The sequence below is a fragment of the Dickeya dadantii NCPPB 898 genome (assembly GCF_000406145.1).
Classification (GTDB): domain Bacteria; phylum Pseudomonadota; class Gammaproteobacteria; order Enterobacterales; family Enterobacteriaceae; genus Dickeya; species Dickeya dadantii.
The window spans coordinates 938,282-960,230 of the sequence record NZ_CM001976.1 but is presented as its reverse complement, the minus strand read 5'-3'; the positions used below and the strand labels follow the sequence as shown (position 1 = coordinate 960,230).

Annotated in this window: 20 protein-coding genes; 16 read left to right on the top strand and 4 right to left on the bottom strand. The window is 59.0% G+C overall.

What is annotated here, in order from left to right; all coding sequences use genetic code 11:
- The first annotated feature begins 47 nt into the window (after positions 1-47).
- The 6 genes from DDA898_RS04780 to ydfZ all read left to right on the top strand — a co-directional run bounded on the left by DDA898_RS04780 (position 48) and on the right by ydfZ (position 4,939).
- A complete protein-coding gene (locus DDA898_RS04780) occupies positions 48-920 on the top strand; it encodes a carbohydrate ABC transporter permease (RefSeq protein ID WP_038910393.1) in 873 nt (290 codons plus the stop codon).
- Positions 917-1,744, top strand: a complete 828-nt coding sequence (locus DDA898_RS04775; protein ID WP_038910392.1) for a carbohydrate ABC transporter permease — start codon at positions 917-919, stop codon at positions 1,742-1,744. Before DDA898_RS04780 ends, DDA898_RS04775 begins: the two co-directional genes overlap by 4 nt.
- A gap of 9 nt (positions 1,745-1,753) precedes the next feature.
- Positions 1,754-2,842: an ABC transporter ATP-binding protein gene (locus DDA898_RS04770; RefSeq protein ID WP_013316647.1), complete on the top strand. Its 1,089-nt coding sequence runs from the start codon at positions 1,754-1,756 to the stop codon at positions 2,840-2,842.
- A complete protein-coding gene (locus DDA898_RS04765) occupies positions 2,832-3,599 on the top strand; it encodes an MBL fold metallo-hydrolase (RefSeq protein ID WP_038910389.1) in 768 nt (255 codons plus the stop codon). Before DDA898_RS04770 ends, DDA898_RS04765 begins: the two co-directional genes overlap by 11 nt.
- Entirely contained in the window at positions 3,592-4,578 is a 987-nt protein-coding gene (locus tag DDA898_RS04760; protein WP_038910388.1) for a LacI family DNA-binding transcriptional regulator, read from the top strand. Before DDA898_RS04765 ends, DDA898_RS04760 begins: the two co-directional genes overlap by 8 nt.
- Positions 4,579-4,732: 154 nt before the next feature.
- Positions 4,733-4,939 carry a putative selenium delivery protein YdfZ gene (gene ydfZ, locus DDA898_RS04755; RefSeq protein ID WP_013316644.1) on the top strand — a complete coding sequence of 69 codons (207 nt, stop codon included), beginning with the start codon at positions 4,733-4,735 and terminating at the stop codon, positions 4,937-4,939.
- A 71-nt stretch (positions 4,940-5,010) separates the two neighbouring features.
- On the opposite strand, the gene DDA898_RS04750 is transcribed toward ydfZ, so the two are convergent.
- A complete protein-coding gene (locus DDA898_RS04750) occupies positions 5,011-5,913 on the bottom strand; it encodes a LysR family transcriptional regulator (RefSeq protein ID WP_038910386.1) in 903 nt (300 codons plus the stop codon).
- Positions 5,914-6,087: 174 nt separating this feature from the next.
- On the opposite strand from DDA898_RS04750, the gene DDA898_RS04745 reads away from it, so the two are divergent.
- The 6 genes from DDA898_RS04745 to DDA898_RS04720 all read left to right on the top strand — a co-directional run bounded on the left by DDA898_RS04745 (position 6,088) and on the right by DDA898_RS04720 (position 12,706).
- Positions 6,088-7,062: an alpha/beta hydrolase gene (locus DDA898_RS04745; protein WP_038910385.1), complete on the top strand. Its 975-nt coding sequence runs from the start codon at positions 6,088-6,090 to the stop codon at positions 7,060-7,062.
- A gap of 580 nt (positions 7,063-7,642) precedes the next feature.
- A complete protein-coding gene (locus DDA898_RS04740) occupies positions 7,643-8,341 on the top strand; it encodes a 4Fe-4S dicluster domain-containing protein (protein ID WP_013316640.1) in 699 nt (232 codons plus the stop codon).
- On the top strand, positions 8,334-9,290 hold the full coding sequence (gene nrfD, locus DDA898_RS04735) for a cytochrome c nitrite reductase subunit NrfD (RefSeq protein ID WP_038910384.1): 957 nt from the start codon (positions 8,334-8,336) through the stop codon (positions 9,288-9,290). Before DDA898_RS04740 ends, nrfD begins: the two co-directional genes overlap by 8 nt.
- 2 nt (positions 9,291-9,292) lie before the next feature.
- Positions 9,293-10,672 (top strand): MFS transporter, encoded by a 1,380-nt coding sequence (locus tag DDA898_RS04730; protein WP_038910383.1) that lies wholly within the window; start codon positions 9,293-9,295, stop codon positions 10,670-10,672.
- 61 nt (positions 10,673-10,733) lie between these two features.
- Positions 10,734-11,084 (top strand): FMN-binding protein, encoded by a 351-nt coding sequence (locus DDA898_RS04725; RefSeq protein WP_013316637.1) that lies wholly within the window; start codon positions 10,734-10,736, stop codon positions 11,082-11,084.
- 62 nt (positions 11,085-11,146) lie between these two features.
- A complete protein-coding gene (locus DDA898_RS04720) occupies positions 11,147-12,706 on the top strand; it encodes an FAD-dependent oxidoreductase (RefSeq protein ID WP_038900435.1) in 1,560 nt (519 codons plus the stop codon).
- Positions 12,707-12,737: 31 nt separating this feature from the next.
- Here the strand turns inward: DDA898_RS04720 and alkB are convergent, their stop codons facing one another.
- On the bottom strand, positions 12,738-13,391 hold the full coding sequence (alkB, locus tag DDA898_RS04715; protein WP_038910382.1) for a DNA oxidative demethylase AlkB: 654 nt from the start codon (positions 13,389-13,391) through the stop codon (positions 12,738-12,740).
- Positions 13,392-14,007: 616 nt separating this feature from the next.
- Between alkB and DDA898_RS04710 the strand changes: the two genes are divergently transcribed.
- Entirely contained in the window at positions 14,008-14,682 is a 675-nt protein-coding gene (locus tag DDA898_RS04710; RefSeq protein ID WP_013316634.1) for a DNA-3-methyladenine glycosylase family protein, read from the top strand.
- 100 nt (positions 14,683-14,782) lie between these two features.
- On the opposite strand, the gene DDA898_RS04705 is transcribed toward DDA898_RS04710, so the two are convergent.
- On the bottom strand, positions 14,783-15,247 hold the full coding sequence (locus tag DDA898_RS04705; RefSeq protein WP_050570197.1) for a multidrug/biocide efflux PACE transporter: 465 nt from the start codon (positions 15,245-15,247) through the stop codon (positions 14,783-14,785).
- Between the two features lie 106 nt (positions 15,248-15,353).
- Here DDA898_RS04705 and DDA898_RS04700 point away from each other — a divergent pair, with 106 nt between their 5' ends.
- Positions 15,354-16,220, top strand: a complete 867-nt coding sequence (locus DDA898_RS04700; protein WP_013316632.1) for a LysR family transcriptional regulator — start codon at positions 15,354-15,356, stop codon at positions 16,218-16,220.
- A gap of 449 nt (positions 16,221-16,669) precedes the next feature.
- Positions 16,670-18,313: a class I fumarate hydratase FumA gene (gene fumA / locus DDA898_RS04695; protein ID WP_038900430.1), complete on the top strand. Its 1,644-nt coding sequence runs from the start codon at positions 16,670-16,672 to the stop codon at positions 18,311-18,313.
- A gap of 443 nt (positions 18,314-18,756) precedes the next feature.
- On the opposite strand, the gene norR is transcribed toward fumA, so the two are convergent.
- Entirely contained in the window at positions 18,757-20,283 is a 1,527-nt protein-coding gene (gene norR, locus DDA898_RS04690) for a nitric oxide reductase transcriptional regulator NorR (protein WP_038910380.1), read from the bottom strand.
- A 162-nt stretch (positions 20,284-20,445) separates the two neighbouring features.
- Between norR and norV the strand changes: the two genes are divergently transcribed.
- Positions 20,446-21,942, top strand: coding sequence for an anaerobic nitric oxide reductase flavorubredoxin (norV, locus tag DDA898_RS04685; RefSeq protein WP_038910379.1), 1,497 nt, complete (start codon positions 20,446-20,448; stop codon positions 21,940-21,942).
- Positions 21,943-21,949 lie beyond the last annotated feature (7 nt).

Below are 21,949 nucleotides of genomic sequence, written 5' to 3'. Positions count from 1 at the left end.
CACCGTTGTCAGGCGGGCTACACAGCCCGCCCATGCAAGGACATCCCATGCATTTTGATTCACGCTGGCAACGCTGGCTGCTGCTGATGCCCGCCGCCACGCTGCTGCTGCTGCTGACGCTCTATCCCATCGGCCAGATGCTGCTCTACTCCTTCAGCAAGGTGGATTACGCCGCCGCCAGCCGCAGTTGGGTCGGGCTGGAAAACTACCGCCAGCTGTTCGCCGACTGGTTCTTCACCACCAGCCTGAAAAACACCCTGCTGTTCTCGTTCGGCAGTTCGCTGTTGCAGGTGCTGCTGGGACTGGCGCTGGCGTTGTTGCTGTATCGCCATTTTCCCGGCCGCCAGTGGGTGCTGAGCCTGCTCATCTACCCGATGATGATCTCCACGCTGGTGTGCTCGGCTATCTGGCGCGTCTGGTTTCATTACGATTTTGGTCTGCTCAACAATTGCCTGACCGTGCTGGGGCTGATGCCGCAGCCGTGGCTGTCCAGCCCGCATCTGGCTTTATGGTCGCTGATGCTGGTGGACATCTGGCAGTGGACGCCGATGGCCTGCCTGGTAATCCTCGCCGGGTTGCAGGCGATTCCCAAAGACGTGCTGGAAGCCGCGCAGAGCGACGGCGCCAACGGCTGGAAACGGCTGTGGTACGTCACGCTGCCGCTGATCCGCCAGCCTCTCATGCTGGCGCTGCTGCTGCGCTCCATCGACACCTTCAAGCTGTTCGATAAAGTCTACGCCCTGACCGGCGGCGGCCCCGGCTACGCCACCGAAACCCTGTCGCTGTATATCTATCAGCAGGGCTTCAAGTTCTTCAATCTGGGGCTTGCCAGCGCCGGCGCGGTGATCATGCTGCTGTTCGCCGCCGCCATGAGCCTGATCTACGCCTGGCAGTTGCTGCGCGGAGGGAAAACCGCATGAGACTCCCCTACTGGCTGACGGCGCTGCGTGCGCTGGCGCTGGCCGTCGCGCTGCTGTTTTTCACCCTGCCGATCCTGTGGATGGTGGCGGCGGCGTTTAAGTCCACCGCCGAATTCTCCAGCCTTGCCAGCCCGTTCTGGCCGCAACAGTGGACGCTCACTCACCTGAAAAGCCTGCTGAATAACGGCGTCGGCGCACGGCTGTTTAATACGTTGTGGGTGGCCGCCGGCGCTACGGCGTTATCGCTGCTGACCGGGTTTCTGGCCGCCTACACGCTGGCGCGCCACCGCTTTCCGGCGCGGCTCGACAGTCTGTTCCTGCTGCTGGTGCTGCTGATCAAGATGATGCCGCCGATGGTAGTGGCGATCCCGCTCTATTCGCTGCTCAAATCGCTGCACCTGCTCAACAGCCTGACCGGGCTGATGCTGGCTTATCAGGTCTATACCCTGCCGTTTTGCATCTGGATGCTGCTCAGTTTTATCCGCGACGTGCCGCTGTCGCTGGAAGAGGCGGCGGCGATGGACGGCGCCGGGCTGTGGCGACGGCTGCGCTACATCGTGCTGCCGGTGTGCGCCCCCGGTCTGGTCGCCACGGCGATCTTCACTCTGATCATGGCGTGGAACGAATTTCTGTTCGCCCTGCTGTACCTGCAAACCCCGCAGCAGTTCACGCTGCCGCTGTTTATCGCCAACTTCATGACCGAAAACCAGATCTACTGGGGAGAACTGATGGGCATCGGGCTGCTGTCTTCGCTGCCGGTGCTGCTGGTGGCGGGCTTTGTTCAACGTTATTTGCTGCGCGGCTTCGCCGTCAGCCAGAAATAGGACTCGCGGATGAGTGAATTACGGTTACATCAGGTCGCCAAGCGTTACGGTCGTCAGCCGGTGCTGCACGGCATCGACCTGCATATCCGACAGGGAGAACTGGTGGTGTTCGTCGGCCCGTCCGGCTGCGGGAAATCAACCCTGCTGCGCACCATCGCCGGGTTGGAGGAACAGGACAGCGGGCAAATCATGCTGGGCGACGAGGATATTTCGCGCCAGCCGCCGGGCCAGCGGGAAATGGCGATGGTGTTTCAGTCCTACGCGCTTTATCCGCACATGACCGTGGCGGAAAACATGGGTTTCGCGCTGAAGATGGCGGGCGAACGGCGTCAGGCGATTGAAGAGAAAGTGGCGCAGGTGGCGGAAATGCTACAACTGACGCCGTTGCTGCACCGTAAGCCCGGCGCGCTCTCCGGCGGCCAGCGTCAGCGGGTGGCGATTGGCCGCGCCATCGTGCGCAAGCCGCGCCTGTTTCTGTTTGACGAACCGCTGTCCAATCTGGACGCCAAACTTCGCACCCATACCCGCGTGCAGTTAAAAGCGCTGCATCAACAGTTAGCCGCCACCATGATTTACGTCACCCACGATCAGGTGGAGGCGATGACGCTGGCCGACCGCATCGTGGTGCTGCACGAGGGCCGCATCGCCCAGCAGGGTACGCCGGAAGAACTGTACCACCATCCCGCCAATACCTTTGTCGCCGGGTTTATCGGCACGCCGGAAATGAATTTCTTTCCGCTGTCGCCCGGCCAAATGCCGTCGCCCAATCAAATTTTGTCGCCGTGGCTGCAACGCCTGGAACGGGATGAACGCGCCGTCACCCTCGGCATTCGCCCGGACGCCTTTGACATCGCCGCGGGCATCCCGACGTTTCAGGTCGATCTGGTGGAAAATCTGGGCGCGCACTATCACCTGCACGGCCACTTCATCCACGAACCTTGCCTGACGCTGGTGGTGGAAAGCCGCCAGCCGGCGCACATCGGCCAGGAATTGGCGTTGCAGGTCGCGCCGGAACGCTGCCACTGGTTCGACGCCGCCGGTCAGCGCTTGCCGCAGCCCTCGTTGTTCACCGGGCAGGAGGGCCAGCATGGAGCTTGAGATTCTCGGCAGCGGCGAAGCTTACGACAGCCAGCGGGTCAACGCCGCGATACGGGTCAGCGAAGGCGGATTCCAACTGCTGGTGGATTGCGGTCCGACCGTACCGCAGGCGCTGTGGCAGCGCCAGACCGCGCCGGACGACATTCACGCCATCTACATTACCCACGCTCACCCCGACCACGCGCTCGGCCTGACCACCTGGCTCAACTGGTGCGAATCCTGTGGGCGCACCGCGCCGCTGGCGATTATCGCGCCGCGTCAGCAATTGCCGCCGTTGCAGCGTCTGGCGGATTTCGCCTTCTGGCCCGCCGGCCGGCCGCTGTTTGCCCTTAACTGGCAGGACAGCGAAAGCCTGAACGAACTGGGTCCGTGGCGTTGCCAGACCGCGCCGACCCGCCACTCGGTGCCCAACCGTTCCCTGTGGCTCGACGGCGAACAGGGGTCGCTGTTCTACAGCGGCGACGGCCAGCTGACGCCTGCGGGCGCCGCGTTACTGGCACAGTCGGATCTGGCGCTGGTGGAGTGTTTTTCGCCGCAGGCGGCGGACAATGCCTACCACGGCAACTGGCCGCAGGTGCAGACGCTGACGCGAAAACCGGGCGCGCCGCTGGGCCTGTACCACGTTCAACAGTCGCAAAAAGCGGCGCTGCAACAGGTTATCGCCGCCTCGCCCGGCGTGTTTCTGCCGGAACAGGGCGACCGGGCGCAGTGCCGCAACGGGTATTGGCACGTCATCAGGGACTCGGAACATGAATAAGAAACGCATCACCTCGATTGACGTCGCCCGCTGCGCCGGCGTTTCGGCATCGGCGGTATCACGCACCTATTCCGCGCCGGGTAAGGTCAGTCAGGCAACCCGCTCAAGGGTACTGGCGGCAGCGGATCAACTGGGCTATCGCCCTAATGCGCTGGCGCGGGCGCTGGTCAATTCCGGGCGGCATGGCTCCGGCATCGTGGCGGTGGTGATGGGCGAGTTCGACAACCCGTTCCAGCCCTGGCTGTTCAGCCTGCTGACTCAGGCATTGCAACAGCACGGGCTGGTGCCGATGCTGGTCAGCGTCACCGAACAGTGCGACATCCGCGCCCGCTTGCAGCAGGCGCAGTCGTGGCAGGTGGAAGCGGCGATCATCTCCGCGGGCAGCCTGTCGCGGGAGGCCACCGGCCGCTGTCTGGAGCTGTCGCTGCCGATGGTGCTGATGGGCCGCGAGGATCAGCGAGAAACCGTCACCGCGGTGCTGTCCGATAACCGGCTGGCGGGCGAGCTGGCGGCGGATCACCTGATCTCGCTGGGGCTGACCCGGCTGGCGTATATCGGCGGCCGTCAGGACGGGCAGGCGTCGCTAGAGCGGCTGGCGGGTTTTCGCCAGCGACTGGCCCATCACGGCCTGCCGGAGCCTGTCGTGACGGATAATCCGGATTACGCCTACCACAGCGGCTATCACGCCATGTGCCGGTTGCAGCAACAGCATCCGACGATCGAAGGCGTGTTCTGCGCCTGCGACGCGCTGGCCTTCGGCGCCCTTGACGCCCTGCGTCTGACCGGCGGCCCGGCGTGCAAGGTGGTGGGCTGCGACGACACCCCGCAGGCGGCCTGGGAAGGATACCGGCTAACCACCGTCCGCCAGCCGGTAGAGCTGTTGGTGGCGCAGGTCATGCGCCATCTGCAACGGGTGCTGAGCGGCGAGGCGCAGAAAGGGGAAACCGTCCGTATTAAACCGACGCTGATCGTGCGTTAACGGTATGTAGCCAGACGGCCGGTTTTACTCCCCGGCGTTACAACGGCGTGCCGGGATAGAGGAATTGCGCATAAACCAGCCGCCGTTCTGGCCCGCACGACTGGTCGGCAGTAGGATCGGGAACGGTTTTTGTCGTCAAACGAAGGAGGTAATAATGTATACAGCGTATGACAGATACAGAAATCCGCTCGACACTGGCTGCCGGGTTATGCAGAACGGTTCACATCTGGTAGGCACCATCGCCGCCATTCACGCCGAAAATCTGCCACAGGACGAAGTGCGCCATGCCAGATGTGTCGAACTGAAAGGCGTTAACGGCTATTTCGCACCGGAAGAGTTGATGCGTCTGGGCCGTAGCTGAGCCGCTGATTGCGTTCAAGCTTATCGGGCGATCGTCGTCGCCCGATTGTTGCTGTGTTTTTCCATGAGCCGTTATCCGCGCAGCATCGGATGATGCCGCTCCATAAAATCCAGAAAGCGGCGCACCATCGGAATACCGGCGCTGCGTTTAAGGTAACTGACCGCAAACGTACGGGTGATCGGCGTCGCCACCGGGCGAATCACGATATCGTACCCTTTCAGGCTGTTTGCCACCGACGAACACAGAAACACCACCCCGCCGTGGTGCATCACCAGATCCATAATGATGTCGAGATTGCTGCACTCCCGAAAGCAGGTGTCTTCCAACCCGGCGCGGCTGAACGCCGCCGACACCGCCGCATGTTCGCCGGTGCCCTTCTGCGGCACGATCGGCCGCTCCTGCGCCAGTTGATTGAGCGTCAGGCTCGGTTGATCCGCCAGCAGATGGTCAGCCGCCATCACCGCCACCAGATTGTCGTCCAGAAAGATGGTGTGGTTAAACAGCGGATCCTGTAGGTAGTCGTCAAACGGCGTGGAAAGCGACACGTGGATCTCGGCGTTTCTGACCTTTTCCAGCAGGTCGCTGCTGACGCCATCAATAAAGGACAGTTCGATATTCGGATGCTGCTTTTGGAACAGCGTGAAGACATCGTAATATCTCAGCCGGTTGAAGATCGGAATTACCCCCACCATTAGGGCACCGTCCTGACTGTCTTCGTACGATTGCACAAATTGTTCGACATCATAATATTCCCGAATCAACGGTTTTATTTTTTCGTCAAACGCTTCGCCGAATGGCGTCAACGCAAATTGCCGGGTAGTGCGGTTAATCAGTTTCCTTTCCAGTTCCTGCTCCAGCCGGGATATTTCCTGGGAGAGAAACGCCTGTGAGATATTGAGTGATTTGGCCGCGCGGGTAAAACTCCCTTTACGCACCAGCTCATGGTAATAGAGTGCTCGCTTTATACTTATCATGATTATATTTATTTATAACCTTAACGAATAATAATTATATGAAATTACAAAAATACTAATGTGAGATTAAGCACATTTGTATTAATCCCAGCTGTGATAGCCTGCCTCCTGATTTTTTCCTTCCTGTATTGATACGACAAGCATCGGCTAAATAATAATTTTAAGGAATACTTCATGCGTACCCTCCCGCTAAAAATGCTACTGTTGTCCGCTGTTACGATTACCGGAGCCGCACAGGTGACCAGCGCCATGGCCGCAGACAACATTCATGAACTGACCCTGACCCCGCGCCAGCCGTCGGTTAAACTGATTTCCGACGTGGTTTACGCCCAGGTGCCGATGCGCGGTTATGCCAACGTGGCATTGAAGATGGACATTCTGCAGCCGGAAACAAAATCACCGCAGCCCGCCGTGTTGTTTATCACCGGCGGCGGCTTCATCAACGCCAATAAAGACAGTTACATCCAGCAGCGGCTGAAACTGGCGGAAGCCGGCTACGTGGTAGCCAGCATGGAATACCGCGTGGCACCGACCGTGCTGTTCCCGGCACCGCTGGAAGACGTGAAATCCGCCATTCGTTACCTGCGCGCCAACGCGGGCAAATTCGGCATCGATGCCGGTCATGTGGCGGTATTCGGCGCTTCCGCCGGCGGCTATCTGGCGGCGTTTGCCGGCACCACCAACGGCAACAAGCAATTTGACCGCGGCGAACACCTCGACCAGAGCAGCCAGGTACAGGCGGTGATCGATTTCTACGGTCTGTCGGACCTGACCCGCGTCGGCGAAGGCTTCCCGGATGAAGTGGTGCAGAAACACGCCTCGCCGTCCTCCACCGAAGCCATTTGGGTCAACGGCACCTCGGTGTTCAATGACGGCGGCCCGATTACCCGCTTCCCGGAGAAAACCGCCGCCGCCAACCCGATCACCTACATCGGCCAGCATACCCCGCCGTTTTTGATCATGCACGGCAGCGCCGACACGCTGGTGTCCCCCCGTCAGACCGAAATCCTGCACCGGGCGCTGATAGCCCACGGCATCGACAGCACCTATTACGTGGTGAAAGGCGCGGAGCATGGCGGCGTTTACTGGCTGCAACCGGAAATCATGCAGAAAGTGATTCAGTTTCTGGACCGTCAGTTGAAGCCATAATTGGCTGGTGTTCGTGGCTGTTAACCAACAGCCGCGTTGTATTGTGCGTTGCACTTAAAGGATTCGTCAGACATCTGAAACACCTCGCTGGAGGTGTTTTTTATTTTCCGGCCAAATAACTCACCTGAAATATCCATTATTGCGCCACATCATTTTTATTCATTTTGGCCAAAAAAGGGTTTTATTACAAAAATCAAAAAAGACATTTTAATAACACAAACAAACAACAAAAATAACATTAACAATAAAAGTCTCGACAATAATAACACTATCCGCGCCAGTTATCGTTTTTTGCAATTATTTTTATCCCGATATACAAAAAATTAAATGTGAGGCGTGCCACATCTCCCGCCAGGCACGCATGTTCCAATTATTCGCACCAATACATTTTATTTCCCGACACACGGGCTTTGTCGTTATTTATCGCGCTCATTAATACCCATGAGTAAGAAAATAAAAAGCTTTATCACTGAAAAATGGTTCTATCACTGAAAAACAGCTTTATCACTGAACACGAGTGTTATCGCTGAACAGATATCGGTTGCGCTAGGCCGATTTTCGATTTCTGAAAGGTTATTTTATGGAAAATTACACCCGACGCCGTTTTATCGCCATTATGGGCAGCGCACTGGCCGTTTCCGGCAGCGGCTTGCCGGCGATCGCGCAGGAAACGGCAACGCCCGCCGCCGGCCCGCGCCCCGTCAAATACGGCATATTGCATAACGAGCTACGCTGTATCGGCTGCAAAGCCTGCATGACCGCCTGCCGCAAAACCAATCAGGTGCCGGAGGGCGTCACCCGGCTGGATATCATACAAACCGTCGATATCCCGGCCACCGACAGCAGTAAACCGATCAAACAGTTCTTTCGTCAGTCTTGCCAGCACTGTGATAACCCGCCCTGTGTCTCCGTTTGCCCGACCGGCGCCTCGTTCAAAGACGCGCTGACCGGCATTGTCGACGTCAACGACAAGCGCTGCGTCGGCTGCCGCTACTGCATCGCCGCCTGCCCGTACCATGTGCGCTTCATCAACCCGGTGACCAACACGGCGGATAAGTGCAACTTCTGCCGGGAAACCAATCTGGCGGCGGGCAAGAGACCGGCCTGCGTCGAGATCTGCCCGACCAAGGCGCTGGTGTTCGGCGATCTCAACGATCCGGATAGCGAGATCTCGAAAATGATCAAAAGCAATCCGATCTACCGCAGCAAAGTTTATCTGGGCACCGGCCCCAACCTCTACCGCATTCCCGGTAAATACGGAGAGAGCGACCATGCATGACGCCTTTCATTTTCACTCGCTGGTGTGGGACTGGCCGATCGCCGTCTATCTGCTGCTGGTGGGGATCTCATCCGGGATGATGGTACTGACGCTGCTGTTTCGCCGCTACCTGCCCGCGGAGAATCAGCACACCAACCCGTTGATGACCGCCACGGCGATCGTTGCGCCGCTGTCGGTGATAGTCGGGCTGGTGATCCTGATTTTCCACCTCGCCCGTCCTGTCACCTTCTGGTACCTGATGATTTTCTATAATCCCCATTCCATCATGTCGCTGGGGGTAATGCTGTTTCAGGTGTACATGCTGGTGATGTTCCTCTGGATTGCCAGCCTGTATCAGCAACCGTTGCTGGCCTGGAGCGAACGCCATTTACCGGGTGCCCTGCACGGTTTGCTAAACCGGGTCATCGTGCTGGTAACCCGCTGCATACGTCCGGTGGAAAATCTGCTGCTGGTGCTGGCGTTGCTGCTCGGCTGTTATACCGGTTTTCTGCTTTCAGCGCTGAAATCCTTCCCGTTGCTGAATAACCCGGTGCTGCCGGTGCTGTTTCTGGTGTCCGGCGTCACCTCCGGCATCGCGGTGTTGATGATGGTCGGCGCATCGGCGCGCAGCCATTGTGACTGCCCGCAGACCCTGCATCTGCTGCACAAACTGGAAAAACCGGTCGCACTGATCGAACTGTTCCTGCTGTTCGCCTTCTTTATCGGCCTGCTGCTGGGCGGCGGGCAGAAAGCGGTGGCGGCGCAGGTGGCGCTGAGCGGATTCTGGGGCAGCGTGTTCTGGATCGGTATTATCGGCATCGGCATGCTGGTGCCGCTGGCGGCGGGTAGTCTGCCCGCCATGCGGCGCCATGTCACGTCGCTGCCGCGGATCGCCGCCGGCCTGACGCTACTAGGCGTATTCCTGCTGCGACTGTTCGTGCTGTACGCCGGACAGATGACGGTGGCCTGATCATGGCCGGCTCGCGCGCGTTATTCTGGCTGGCGTCGGTGGCGTTCTTCATGCAATCGCTGGATACCACCATGCTGTATGTCGCCGTTCCGGCGATGGCGCATACGCTGCGCGAGCCGGTACTGCGCATGGAGCCGGTGGTGATGGCTTATCTGGTCGCCGTGGTGGCATTCACCCCGCTCAACAGCTGGCTGAGCCAGCGGATGGGGGAACGACGCACCTGCCAGTTGGCGCTGCTGACGTTCATCACCGGCGCGCTGCTGTGCAACCAGGCCACGTCGGCCGCCGCGCTGGCGATTTGTCGCTGCCTGCAAGGCATCGGCGGGGCGTTGTTGCTGCCGGTGCTTCGCACTCAGGCGCTGCGCGTCACCACCCCCGCGCAGAAACTGTCTTTTCTTAACCGTATGACGCTACTCGGCCTGCTCGGCACCCTGACCGGCCCGTTGGCGGGTAGCCTGCTGACCGATACTTTCGGCTGGCGCGCGATTTTTCTCGCGCCGATTCCGCTGTCGTTGCTGTGCCTGTGGCTGACCGGGTACGCCATTCCTGATGGCGTCACGCCGTCGCCGCGCCATATTCCGCTGCGCAGCCTGCTGCCGCTGACCACCGCGCTGTTATTGCTCGCGCTGCTGCTGGTCGCCGCCCCCAAACACCTGCTGCCGCTACCGGCGTTGATACTGATTACGCTGGCGGGCTGCGGCTGCGGCTGGCTGTATCTGCGCGGCGATCGCCGGGCGCGCGAGGCGCTGCTGCCCGCCGCGCTGTTCGGCATTCGCACCTTTTATGTCGGCGTGTGGGGCGGCGTGCTGACCAGACTGTTGCTGGCGTCACTCCCGGTGGTGATCTCACTGGTTACCCAGACCGCGCTGGGTCTGACGCCGGCTACCGCCGGGATCATCATGCTGCTGTTTTCCGCCGGCGCCTTGCTCGCCAAGCTGCTGTTTGAACCGCTGGTGCGCCGCGCCGGTTACCGCCAGTTGCTGATCGCCGCCACGCTGCTGGCGGCGATCGCGGTGCTGGCGCTCGGTGTCGCCATCCAGCACCGCTCGCTGCCGTGCATCGGCGCTCTGTCCGGCCTGCTCGGCGTGCTGACGGCGCTGCTGCACTCGGCGGAAAGCACGCTCGCCTGCTGCCATCTGGAACACGACACCTGCAACAGCGGCAACAACATCCTGCTGCTCAGCCAACTGCTGGCGGTGATGCTGAGCATGGCGTTGACCTTTCCGGCGCTGCGGGCGCTGTCGCACCTGTCGCCGTGGCTGCACATCAGCCCGTTCAGCCTGCTGTTTGCGCTGCTCGGGGTCGGACTGGCGCTGAGTTGCCTGCTGTTTCGTCATCTCGGTCACGAGGACGGGAACGTATTACTGTCGCCCGCTCCCTGACCGGGCAGCCGGATATTTTTATTAATCAACATTCCGTTAATCAAAAGAGTGAAATCACGTTATGAAGAAAAATTCCATTAAATTATTGGCTTGCCTGTTGCTGATCGCCGGAACGGCCGTCGCCGAAGACGCGGGTCAGTTCAAAGCCGGAACCTATTCGGCCACCGGACAAGGCATCGGCGGTGATGTGACGGTCACTCTGGATATCGATGACAAAGGGGTGGTGCAGAAAGCCACTATCGATGCGCCCAATGAAACCCCGGAAGTAGGCGGGGACGCCGCCAAAGAGCTGGCGAAAACCATGACCGAGAAAAAAACCATCAACGTCGACGGTGTCTCCGGCGCCACCATGACCAGCGGCGCGGTGCATGAAGCATCTCAGGCGGCTTACGCTCAAGCCAAAGCCAAATGAATACCGGGCGACGCGCCGGTGTTTGGCGCGTCATTCCACGCGTAAAATAAAAGGAAAATAATATGGTTCAATACCGAAAAAAACTCCTTGCGGCTTTGTGCCTCTCGGTTCTGGGGATCACATCCGTTCAGGCATCAGGGCCGGCCGAGCCGGCTAAAAGCGCCGAACCGGCCAAACCGGTCGAGCTCCCCAAAAGCGCTGACGTGGTGATCATCGGCGCGGGAGCGGCCGGCACCGCCGCTACCATGGCAGCGGCCGAGAAAGGCGCCAGCGTGGTGTTGCTGGAAAAACAGGGCGTGGTCGGCGGCACCGGCAACTTCGCCGAAGGCATTTTCGCCGCCAACAGCACCATGCAGAAACGTCAGGGCATCGTGGTGACGCCGGACATGGCGTTCAAAACCATCATGGAATACAGCCACTGGATGGCGAACCCGTTTGTGGTGCGCGCCTTCGTCAACCGCTCCGCCGACACCATCGAGTGGGTCAAATCCAAAGGCATCAAGTTTGAATACATCGGCCCCGGCGGACCGGGCGGGATGTTGACCTGGCACGTGATCGACGGCCCCGGCCACGGCCGCCACCTGATCAAAACCTTCCACGAGCAGTTCAAAGATATGAAGGTCACCACGCTGGTGAAAACCGCCGGTAAAGATCTGGTGATGAAGGACGGCAAAGTCGCCGGGGTGATCGCCGAAGGCAGCGACGGCAAACCGTTCCAGATCGACGCCAAAGCGGTGATCATCGCCACCGGCGGCTACGCCAACAACAAGGAGATGCTGCAAAAATACGTGGCGGTGCCGGACACCATCATGGTGGGCAACGTCGGTAAAGACGGCGACGGCATCAAAATGGCGTGGAAAGCCGGGGCCAAAGAGGAAGGCATGGGCGTCGTACAGTCCTACCGCCCCGGCCTGCCGGACTATGCGCCTAACTCTCAGTTGCTGGCCGCCGCTCGTCAGCCTTATCTGTGGATAGATCAACACGGCCGCCGTTTCACCGACGAATCCATCGTCATCATCTGGCCGCACGCCGGCAACGCGCTGGCTAAAGCCGGTGGGGTGATGTATTCGGTGTTTGACGAAGACGCCCGCAAGCACTTCGTCAACGACGGCATCGATGTGCCGATCGGCGAATGGGTGATCGCCAACACCAAGCTGGTGAAATTCGATGATGAGTTCACCAAAGAGAGCCAGAAAAACCGCGGCTTTGTGTTCAAGGCCGCCACGCTGGACGAACTGGCGAAACAGATGGGCGTCGACGCCAGCGTGTTGAAACACACCGTTGACGAAAACAACCGCTTCGCCGCACAGAAACGGGACGAGGTGTTCAACAAGAACATGGACTACCTGCGCCCGATGAAAACCGGCCCGTTCTACGCGGTGAAAATGCTGCCGGCCGCGCTCGGCACACTGGGCGGCGTGAAGATCAACGAGAAGATGGAAGCGATATCGCCGGCAGGCAATGCGGTGCCGGGGCTGTACGTCACCGGTAATGACGCCGCCGGCATGTACGGCGACACCTACGATCTGCTGCTGGGCGGCGGCACCTTCGGCTTCGCCCTCAACTCAGGTCGCATGGCGGCAGAAAACGCCCTCGATTATCTCCGCTTCACCAAAAAGTAATGCCTTTCGTCCCCCACTCGTGGGGGACCTTTCACACTTTACGAAACGTTAGATTAACGCGAACCTCATCCGACATTCCCGCCGGCAACGGTCCGTTTTTGAGCGGCAAAATGGCGTGGTAATACAGCCGGGACGGGCCGCCCCACACCACCACATCGCCATGCATCAGCGCCAGCCGCTGGCACGGGTCGCTGCGTTTTGCCCCGCCAAACAGAAACACCGCGCTTAACCCCAGCGAGACGGAGACGATCGGCTGGCGCAAATCCTGCTCGTCCTTGTCCTGATGCAGCGACAGTTTGGCCCCCACGGCGTACCGGTTAATCAGGCAGGCATCCGGCGCAAAACCGTCATACCCAGCCTCGCGAGCCGCCGCCTGCGCCAGTTGCCAAAAGCAGGCCGGCATGGCGGGCCACGGCTGGCCGGTCAGCGGATCCTGAGCGCTGTAGCGATACCCCAGTTCGTCGCTCACCCAACCCAGCGGCCCGCAGTTACTCATCGCCACCGACATGGTATGCCCGCCCGGCGTCACCATGTGGCGAAACGGCGACCGCTGCGTCACCTGTGCCAGCCCGGCCAGCAACTCACCGGCCTGTTGCCAGGCAAAACCGCGCAGCAGCATGGCGCCGGGCGCCAGCGTGTCATTGCGGCGTTCCGGCGGCTCATCGGCAAACAGTTCGAAATTCATGCAGACCTCTGTCTAAATAACCAGTATTATCGAGTGTACGCGGTCAATGAACAGCTTGCCCGCGTTGTTTTACACGACACGATAATTATCTGAAACAGAAAAACATATTGCTGAAAAAACCTTTTATTTACAGGCAATAGGATTTTACGGCGTCAGAAACTGTGCTGAGACGAGCGACTTCGCCGGATGCGCGGCAGGGAAGCCGCGCAAGCTCGTGCCGTGTCTGACAAAAACGCCGGGAGCGTTTTTGAACAGCGTTTACGCTGGCCCGCAGGGCGAGCCCCAGGGATGGGGCGAGTAATCACGTCACGAGCGGTTCGAACAGCGAAGGCGAACGTCGAAGGGAGCGCGCAGCGCCACACCATTTTGCAACGCAAAATGGAACAGCGCTTGCGCTGGCCCGCAAGGGTGAACCCGTCAGGGTTCATAATTTAGCCATCAGCCAGTGGTCAAGGAGAGGTGGCGTTGAACCTCTCCTTGTCGGGCGTGTGATGATGTTGCAAAGAAACAACCGACGTTATCACGCACGAAACTTTCCACTGCTCTGGCATAAATTCATCTGTAATAAAACAACATGGCTGTTTGTCAACAGCCTCAATAATAAGGATGCCGCAGGATGACCACATCACCGCTCCCATTCGACGAACCCCAGGCTCTCGCCCATCTGGCCGCCATTGACGCGCACTGGGCGCGGTTGATCGACGGCGTCGGCCATATTCGTTTTGAAAGCCGCCCGGCGCGGGAACCTTACGACGCGTTGATTCGGGCGGTCGCCAGCCAGCAGCTCAGCAACCGCGCCGCCGCGGCCATCATCGGCAAACTGCAGCAACGTTTCGCCGTGGGTGAAAACGGTTTTCCCTCCGCCGATCAGTTGGCGACATGCGAACCGGAAGTCTTGCGCCAGTGCGGCTTTTCCGCCCGCAAAATCGACACGGTCAAAGGGATTGCTCAGGGTGTGCAGAATGGGCTGGTGCCAAGCCGGGCGGAGGCGGAACATCTGGATGACGAGACGTTGATCGAACGACTTTGCACGCTGAAAGGCATCGGCCGTTGGACGGTGGAAATGCTGCTGATCTCCACGCTGGAGCGGATGGACATCATGCCGGTGGACGATCTCGGCATCAAACAGGGGTTTCGTTACCTGTACCGCCTGCCGCAAGACCCGACGCGTAAAGCGATGCTGGAGATGAGCGAAGCCTGCCGCCCTTACCGCACGCTGGCCGCCTGGTATCTGTGGCGTATTCCCCATATGCCGGATTACGCCGAGTACCGCGCCTCGCTGCGTCAGTAACGCAAGCGGTCAAGCCGACAGCCCCGAACCCGGAGAGGCGACGTCGCCTCTCTCCTTTGCCGTATCGCTTTTACCGTGTGGTTTTTGCCGTGTCACACGTCTAACGCCCTGGTACCGCGGTCGCCAGCAGCCGCTCGCGCAGCAGGTCATACAACCAGTTGTAGGCCATGGTGTACGGCAGGAAGAACAGGAAGAAACCGATCTCCACCATCAGCGCCTGCCACAGGGTGATATTCAGCATCCACGCCGCCAGCGGCAAGCCAATGAGGATAAAGCCGCCCTCGAAGCCCAGCGCGTGCCCCATCCGCACCCACAGACCCCGTCTGACACGGCTGACCGGCCACAGGCGATCAAACACGCTGTTGTACACCACGTTCCAGATCATCGCCACGCTGGACAGCATTATCGACAGCGCGCCGACCTGCAAGATCGAGCGCCCGAGCACCCAGGCGCCGATCGGGGCGCAAATCAGCAACGCCATCACCTCGAAACCGATGGCATGCACCATCCGTTCACGGAATGTTTTTCGTTCATGACGCGCTTTCCGCTGGATTTGCTGTTGCATGTTTTCCTCCTTCTGCCTGCATGACTGCGATTGCGGGTTGTCATTCTCATCGAAATAACCAATAGTGTTAAATGAGTTTCCATCTAAAAAAGCGATAGAGACAGCGATGCGTTATTCTCCTGAATCCCTGCTGGCGTTCATCGCCACCGTGAATACCGGTTCTTTTTCCGCGGCGGCTCGTCACCTGCAAAAAAGCCAGTCCACCGTCAGCACGGCGGTGGCGAATCTGGAGGCGGATCTGGGCCTGACATTGTTCGACAGGCGCGGCCATCAGCCGGCGCTGACCGACGAAGGACGCAAGGTGCTCAGCCACGTCAAAGCCATTCTGTCCGCCAGCGAAGCGCTGGACGAACTGGCGATCCGGCTGGCGGATAAGGTGGAGCCGCGGCTGACTTTTGTGCTGTCGGACACCTGGCAATGCCGCCACTACTATCCAGTGTTGCAGCGCTTCGCCGAGCGTTTTCCTGATGTGGAGTTCGAGTGTCTGATTGCGGAAGACGAGGACGTGGTGGACCTGCTGCAATCGCAGCGCGCCCATATCGGCGTATTGCAGTCGCAGGCGCATTATCCTATCGATATCGCGGTATCCCGGTTGCAGGTGAAAACCGAAATGGCGATCTACGCGGCCCGCACTCACCCGCTGGCGCAGCACACGCCGGTGACCCAGGAACAGCTCGCCACGGCGCGTCAGCTGTGCCTTCACACCTATAGCCAGCGGGAACGGCCGCAGTCCGAAGGCGCCACCTGGTCGACGCCGTCGTACCTGATGCTGCTGGAAATGGCGGAACAAGGATTTGGCTGGAGCATCCTGCCGCGCTGGCTGGTGAACGAATACGCGCGAAACCGACTGGTAGAACTGGCGCTGCCCGGCTGGCCGCGGCAAATTGAGGTGGACATCGCCTGGTCGCGCCCTTTCCCTCCCGGCCCGGCAGGGCTGTGGTTGATCGATACCCTGCTGGAACAGCGCGAATGAACATCCGTCTGTGAAACCGAATGCGCAATTTAATTGGGCAATCAATAAACCTTATTTATTTAATGGATATTTAGCTGTCGCACGCCACACTTAATTAATTTAAATAAATGACTTAATATGACGCGCCCAGGGGTCATTTTTGCCGGTAACAGCGTTATGTTTCTGTCTGAGATATATTTTCAACGAAAACATGACGGAGATAAAAATAATGTGACTTGTCAGCGTGGTACTCCCGGTCATAAAGCCATAGTATGTGAGGCGGTATCCCTCAAGGGGCGCGATACTGGCGCAAGTTAAGGAATATCACCCGACGTTTATTGCTTTTGTCGTCGTGCCCGAGGCGATTGACACCACAACGATTGACACAACAATAAGACCGGCACAAAAGCCCTAGACGGAAAATAAGACCCGATGAATCATTCCATTATGCGGCTGCAAGTGAGAAGAAAATGTCGAATAAACCGTTCTATTACCAAGATCCGTTTCCATTAGCGAAGGATAAAACCGAATATCGTTTAATCAGCAGCGATTTTGTTTCCGTTAGCCAGTTTGAAGGCCAGGATATTCTTAAAGTCGACCCGCAGGGGCTGACGCTGTTGGCCCAGCAGGCATTCCACGATGCCTCTTTCCTGCTGCGCCCTTCCCACCAGCAACAGGTCGCCGATATCCTGCTCGACCCGGAAGCCAGCGAAAACGACCGTTATGTCGCGCTGCAGTTCCTGCGTAACTCCGAAATCGCCGCCAAAGGCATCCTGCCCACCTGTCAGGACACCGGCACCGCCATCATCGTCGGCAAAAAAGGCCAACGCGTGTGGACCGGTGGCGACGATGCCGAAGCGCTGTCGCGCGGGGTGTACAACACCTTTATCGAAGACAACCTGCGTTATTCTCAGAACGCAGCGCTGGACATGTACAAAGAGGTCAACACCGGCACCAACCTGCCGGCGCAGATCGACCTCTACAGCACCGAAGGCGATGAATACAAATTCCTGTTCGTCACCAAAGGCGGCGGTTCCGCCAACAAGACCTACCTGTATCAGGAAACCAAAGCGCTGCTGTCGCCGGGTAAGCTGACCAACTATCTGGTGGAAAAAATGCGTACGCTGGGCACCGCGGCCTGCCCGCCGTACCACATTGCGTTCGTCATCGGCGGTACCTCGGCGGAAACCAACCTGAAAACCGTCAAACTGGCCTCCACCCGCTACTATGACGAGCTGCCGACCGAAGGCAACGAGCACGGTCAGGCGTTCCGCGATGTGGCGCTGGAACAGGAATTGCTGGAAGAAGCCCGCAATCTGGGGCTCGGCGCCCAGTTCGGCGGCAAATACTTCGCCCACGATGTACGTGTGATCCGTCTGCCGCGTCACGGCGCTTCCTGCCCGATCGGCATGGGCGTGTCCTGCTCGGCGGACCGCAACATCAAGGCCAAGATTAACCGTCAGGGTATCTGGCTGGAACAGCTGGAAACCAACCCCGGCAAATACATTCCGGAACACCTGCGTCAGGCCGGCGAAGGCGAAGTGGTGCGCATCGACCTGAACCGCCCGATGGCCGATATTCTCAAAACGCTGTCGCAGTACCCGGTTTCCACCCGTCTGTCGCTCAACGGCACCATCATCGTGGCGCGCGACATTGCGCACGCCAAGCTGAAAGAGCTGCTGGATAACGGCGGCGAGCTGCCGCAATACGTGAAAGATCACCCGATCTACTACGCCGGCCCGGCCAAAACGCCGGAAGGTTACGCCTCCGGTTCACTCGGCCCCACCACCGCCGGCCGTATGGATTCCTACGTTGATCTGCTGCAATCCCACGGCGGCAGCATGATCATGCTGGCAAAGGGCAACCGTAGCCAGCAGGTGACCGACGCCTGTCATAAACACGGCGGCTTCTACCTCGGCAGCATCGGCGGCCCGGCGGCGATTCTGGCGCAAAACAGCATCAAGAGCCTGGAATGCGTGGAATACCCGGAGCTGGGTATGGAAGCTATCTGGAAAATCGAAGTAGAAGACTTCCCGGCCTTCATCCTGGTGGATGACAAGGGCAACGACTTCTTCCAGGTGATCCAGTCGCAGAATTGCACCCGCTGCGGTTGATGATTCGTCAGGCTAGGGGACAATATTGCTGACAGCCCCTTACAGGTAAGGTGACGGTTTTTCCGGCGTTAAAAACTGTGCCGAGGTGGGCGAATTCGCCGGGTGAGCCGCATGGACGCGGCGAAAGCTCGTGCCGCGTCTGACAAAAACGCCGGAAGCGTTTTTGAACACCGTTTACGCTGGCCCGCAGGGCGAGCCCCAGGGATGGGGCGAGTAATCGTGTCACGAGCGGCCCGAATAGCGAAGACGAACGCCGAGGGAACCGCGCAGCGGCACAGTTTAGCCCCCAGCCAGAGGTCAAGGAGAGGTGGCGTGAACCTCTCCTTGTCGTGCGTGCGATGCTGCTGCAAAGGGACAGCCAATGTCATCACGCACGAAACATCTCGCCGCTCCGGCATAAATTCTCCAGTAACAAAATAATCAAGCTGTTTATCAACACAAAATTATTTTATCCCCAGCCGTTTTGCCATCCGGTGCAAATTACCGCTATCCACCGCCAGCTCGCGGGCGCAAGATGACCAGTTGCCCTGATGTCGCGTCAACGTGTCGCTAATCACCTGCCGTTGATACTGATCCGTCGCATCCCGCAGGCTGACGCCACGCCACGGCGGTACGGTATCGGCGGCGGCCGAATGAGGCTCGTCAGGCAAAACGCCATCCAGATTCAAATGCTCCGGGCGTAATGTCAGATCGCCGGTCGTTCCACCGGCCCGCGCCACAATGGTCGCCCGGTAAATCACATGTTCCAGCTCGCGCACATTTCCCGGCCATGGATAGCTCGCCAGCAACTGCGTCGCCTCCGACGACAACGCCAGCCGCTGCAACCCCAACCGGGCACGGCTGCGCTCGCAGAAAAAACCGGCCAGCACGGCAATATCCTGACCGCGCGCGCGCAGCGGCGGCACCGACAGCGGAAACACGCTCAGACGATGGAACAGGTCGGCGCGGAAAGCGCCTTCCTGTACCGACTGTTTTAAATCCCGGTTGGTGGCCGCCAGCACGCGCACATCCACTTTCAGGCTACTGTCGTCGCCTACGCGCTGCAAATCGCCGTACTGCAATACCCGCAACAGTTTGGCCTGTAACGTCAGCGACAATTCGCCGATTTCATCCAGAAACAGCGTACCGTTGTCCGCCAGTTCGAACTTGCCAGTACGGTGGTGAATGGCGCCGGTAAACGCCCCTTTCACGTGACCAAACAGCTCGCTTTCCGCCACCGACTCCGGCAGTGCGGCACAGTTCAGATACACCAGCGGGCGGCCCGCACGCCGCGATCCCTGATGGATAGCCCGCGCCACCAGCTCCTTGCCGACCCCGGTTTCCCCCATGATCAGCACGTTAAGATCGCTGTCGGCCACGATAGCCACTTCTTTTTTCAGCTGCTGCATAGGCTCAGATAATCCCACCATCTCGTCAGCCTCCGCATCCGCCATCGGAGCGGCATCCGGCAGCGGCGCCAGCGTTTGCCGTTCCAGTTGCTCCATCAGCAACGCATTGCTCAAGGCAACGGACGCCATCGCGCCAATCAGCCGCAGTTCCTCATCGCTGAAATGATCGAACTGGTGAGGGTCCATCCCATCAATGGTCAGCGCGCCGATCAGCGTATGGTGAGCAAACAGTGGCAGGCCGACGCAGGCGTGGACTTTCAACGCTTCCTGACCGGGAATCAGGCCATCGTAAGGATCGGGAAGCTGGCTGTCCGCCGGGAAACGCACCACATCGCCCGCCCGGGCTATCGCCTCCAGCCGGGGATGCTCGGACAACCGGAAACGCCGCCCCAGCACGTCCGGCGCCAGTCCATCGGTCGCCAGCGGACGCAGCAGTTGGCTTTCATAACACAGCAACGCAGCGGCATCGCAACACAGCAACTGGCGCAAACTATTGAGCAGGCGCTGAAAGCGGTCCCGGGTTGAAAGCCCTTGTTGCAGTTCAATGGCAATGTGCGCAAAGGAATCTATCGATAGCGGCATGGTCTGTCTTTTTCACAAAGGAGTGTCAAAAAGACATTACTCAGTTATTGTCATAATGACAAAGAGTATTTTTAAAGTACTTAATAATCAAACAGATAAAATTTGGCACGGCTCATGCAATGACATCGCATCCACCTTTACTACATTCACTGGAGTATTACGATGTCTATTCATGTTAAAAACAATATTCACTGGGTCGGGCAGCGGGATTGGGAAGTGCGCGATTTCCACGGAACCGAATACAAAACGCTGAAAGGCAGCAGCTATAATAGCTACCTGATCCGGGAAGAAAAAACGGTGCTGATCGACACCGTTGACCACAAGTTCAGTCGTGATTTTGTACAGAACCTGATGACGGAGATCGATCTGGCGCAGATCGATTACATCGTGATCAACCATGCCGAAGAAGACCACGCCGGGGCGCTGAGCGAACTGATGGCTCACATCCCCGAGACGCCGATCTACTGCACCCATAACGCCATCGACTCCATTACCGGCCATCACCATCATCCGGAATGGCATTTCCACACCGTCAAAACCGGCGATTCGCTGGATATCGGCAACGGCAAACAGCTGGTCTTCATCGAAACCCCGATGCTGCACTGGCCTGACAGCATGATGACCTATATGAGCGGCGACGCGGTCCTGTTCAGCAATGACGCTTTCGGCCAGCACTACTGCGATGAGCATCTGTTCAATGATGAGGTCGATCAGGGCGAACTGTTCGAACAATGCCAGCGCTATTTCGCCAATATCCTGACGCCGTTCAGCCGCCTGGTCACCGCCAAGATCAACGAAGTGCTGGGGTTTAACCTGCCGCTGTCGATGATCGCCACCTCCCACGGCGTGGTGTGGCGCGACGACCCGGCGCAGATTATTCATCACTATTTGCGCTGGGCCGACAGCTATCAGGAAGATCGCATCACGCTGTTCTACGACACCATGTCCAACAATACCCGCATGATGGCTGACGCCATCGCGCAAGGGATCCATGATGTCGATCCGGGTGTCGCCGTAAAAATCTACAATGTCGCCCGCCACGATAAAAACGAAATTCTGACGCAGGTGTTCCGCTCCAAAGGCGTACTGGTCGGTTCTTCCACCATGAATAACGTGATGATGCCGAAAGTGGCCGCCATGCTGGAGGAAATCACCGGTCTGCGTTTCCAGAACAAGAAAGCCTCCGCCTTTGGCAGCTACGGCTGGAACGGCGGCGCGGTTGACCGTATCCAGACCCGGCTGATGGATGCCGGCTTTGAAACCACGCTTTCGCTGAAAACCAAGTGGCGTCCGGATGGATCCGCGCTGGCAATCTGCCGGGAACACGGCCGTGAAATTGCCCGGCAGTGGGCGTTGCATCCGTTAACCGTATCGCCTGCCGCCGCTATCGACGCCGCCGCTATCAACACCGCCAAAACGGCCGAAACGGCTGAAACACCGGCGATCATGGCGGCGCCATCTGCCTGCGCCTGTACCAGCGCGTCAACGTCGCAAGATAATGACCGGATGCAGTGCAGCGTGTGCCAGTGGATTTACGATCCCGCCATCGGTGAACCGATGCAGGACGTGACGCCGGGCACCCCCTGGTCTGATGTGCCCGACAGTTTCCTGTGCCCTGAATGCGGCTTAGGCAAAGACGTGTTTAATCCCATCCACTAAGGAGCGG

What these genes read in the sequence shown, in the direction of transcription:
- norR (WP_038910380.1), bottom strand. Translation starts at nt 20,283, where the DNA reads ATGCCGCTATCGATAGATTCCTTTGCGCACATTGCCATTGAACTGCAA.
- DDA898_RS04745 (WP_038910385.1), top strand. Translation starts at nt 6,088, where the DNA reads ATGCGTACCCTCCCGCTAAAAATGCTACTGTTGTCCGCTGTTACGATT.
- DDA898_RS04760 (WP_038910388.1), top strand. Translation starts at nt 3,592, where the DNA reads ATGAATAAGAAACGCATCACCTCGATTGACGTCGCCCGCTGCGCCGGC.
- DDA898_RS04750 (WP_038910386.1), bottom strand. Translation starts at nt 5,913, where the DNA reads ATGATAAGTATAAAGCGAGCACTCTATTACCATGAGCTGGTGCGTAAA.
- alkB (WP_038910382.1), bottom strand. Translation starts at nt 13,391, where the DNA reads ATGAATTTCGAACTGTTTGCCGATGAGCCGCCGGAACGCCGCAATGAC.
- DDA898_RS04720 (WP_038900435.1), top strand. Translation starts at nt 11,147, where the DNA reads ATGGTTCAATACCGAAAAAAACTCCTTGCGGCTTTGTGCCTCTCGGTT.
- DDA898_RS04765 (WP_038910389.1), top strand. Translation starts at nt 2,832, where the DNA reads ATGGAGCTTGAGATTCTCGGCAGCGGCGAAGCTTACGACAGCCAGCGG.
- DDA898_RS04725 (WP_013316637.1), top strand. Translation starts at nt 10,734, where the DNA reads ATGAAGAAAAATTCCATTAAATTATTGGCTTGCCTGTTGCTGATCGCC.
- DDA898_RS04710 (WP_013316634.1), top strand. Translation starts at nt 14,008, where the DNA reads ATGACCACATCACCGCTCCCATTCGACGAACCCCAGGCTCTCGCCCAT.
- DDA898_RS04730 (WP_038910383.1), top strand. Translation starts at nt 9,293, where the DNA reads ATGGCCGGCTCGCGCGCGTTATTCTGGCTGGCGTCGGTGGCGTTCTTC.
- ydfZ (WP_013316644.1), top strand. Translation starts at nt 4,733, where the DNA reads ATGTATACAGCGTATGACAGATACAGAAATCCGCTCGACACTGGCTGC.
- DDA898_RS04740 (WP_013316640.1), top strand. Translation starts at nt 7,643, where the DNA reads ATGGAAAATTACACCCGACGCCGTTTTATCGCCATTATGGGCAGCGCA.
- fumA (WP_038900430.1), top strand. Translation starts at nt 16,670, where the DNA reads ATGTCGAATAAACCGTTCTATTACCAAGATCCGTTTCCATTAGCGAAG.
- DDA898_RS04770 (WP_013316647.1), top strand. Translation starts at nt 1,754, where the DNA reads ATGAGTGAATTACGGTTACATCAGGTCGCCAAGCGTTACGGTCGTCAG.
- DDA898_RS04705 (WP_050570197.1), bottom strand. Translation starts at nt 15,247, where the DNA reads ATGCAACAGCAAATCCAGCGGAAAGCGCGTCATGAACGAAAAACATTC.
- DDA898_RS04700 (WP_013316632.1), top strand. Translation starts at nt 15,354, where the DNA reads ATGCGTTATTCTCCTGAATCCCTGCTGGCGTTCATCGCCACCGTGAAT.
- nrfD (WP_038910384.1), top strand. Translation starts at nt 8,334, where the DNA reads ATGCATGACGCCTTTCATTTTCACTCGCTGGTGTGGGACTGGCCGATC.
- DDA898_RS04780 (WP_038910393.1), top strand. Translation starts at nt 48, where the DNA reads ATGCATTTTGATTCACGCTGGCAACGCTGGCTGCTGCTGATGCCCGCC.
- DDA898_RS04775 (WP_038910392.1), top strand. Translation starts at nt 917, where the DNA reads ATGAGACTCCCCTACTGGCTGACGGCGCTGCGTGCGCTGGCGCTGGCC.
- norV (WP_038910379.1), top strand. Translation starts at nt 20,446, where the DNA reads ATGTCTATTCATGTTAAAAACAATATTCACTGGGTCGGGCAGCGGGAT.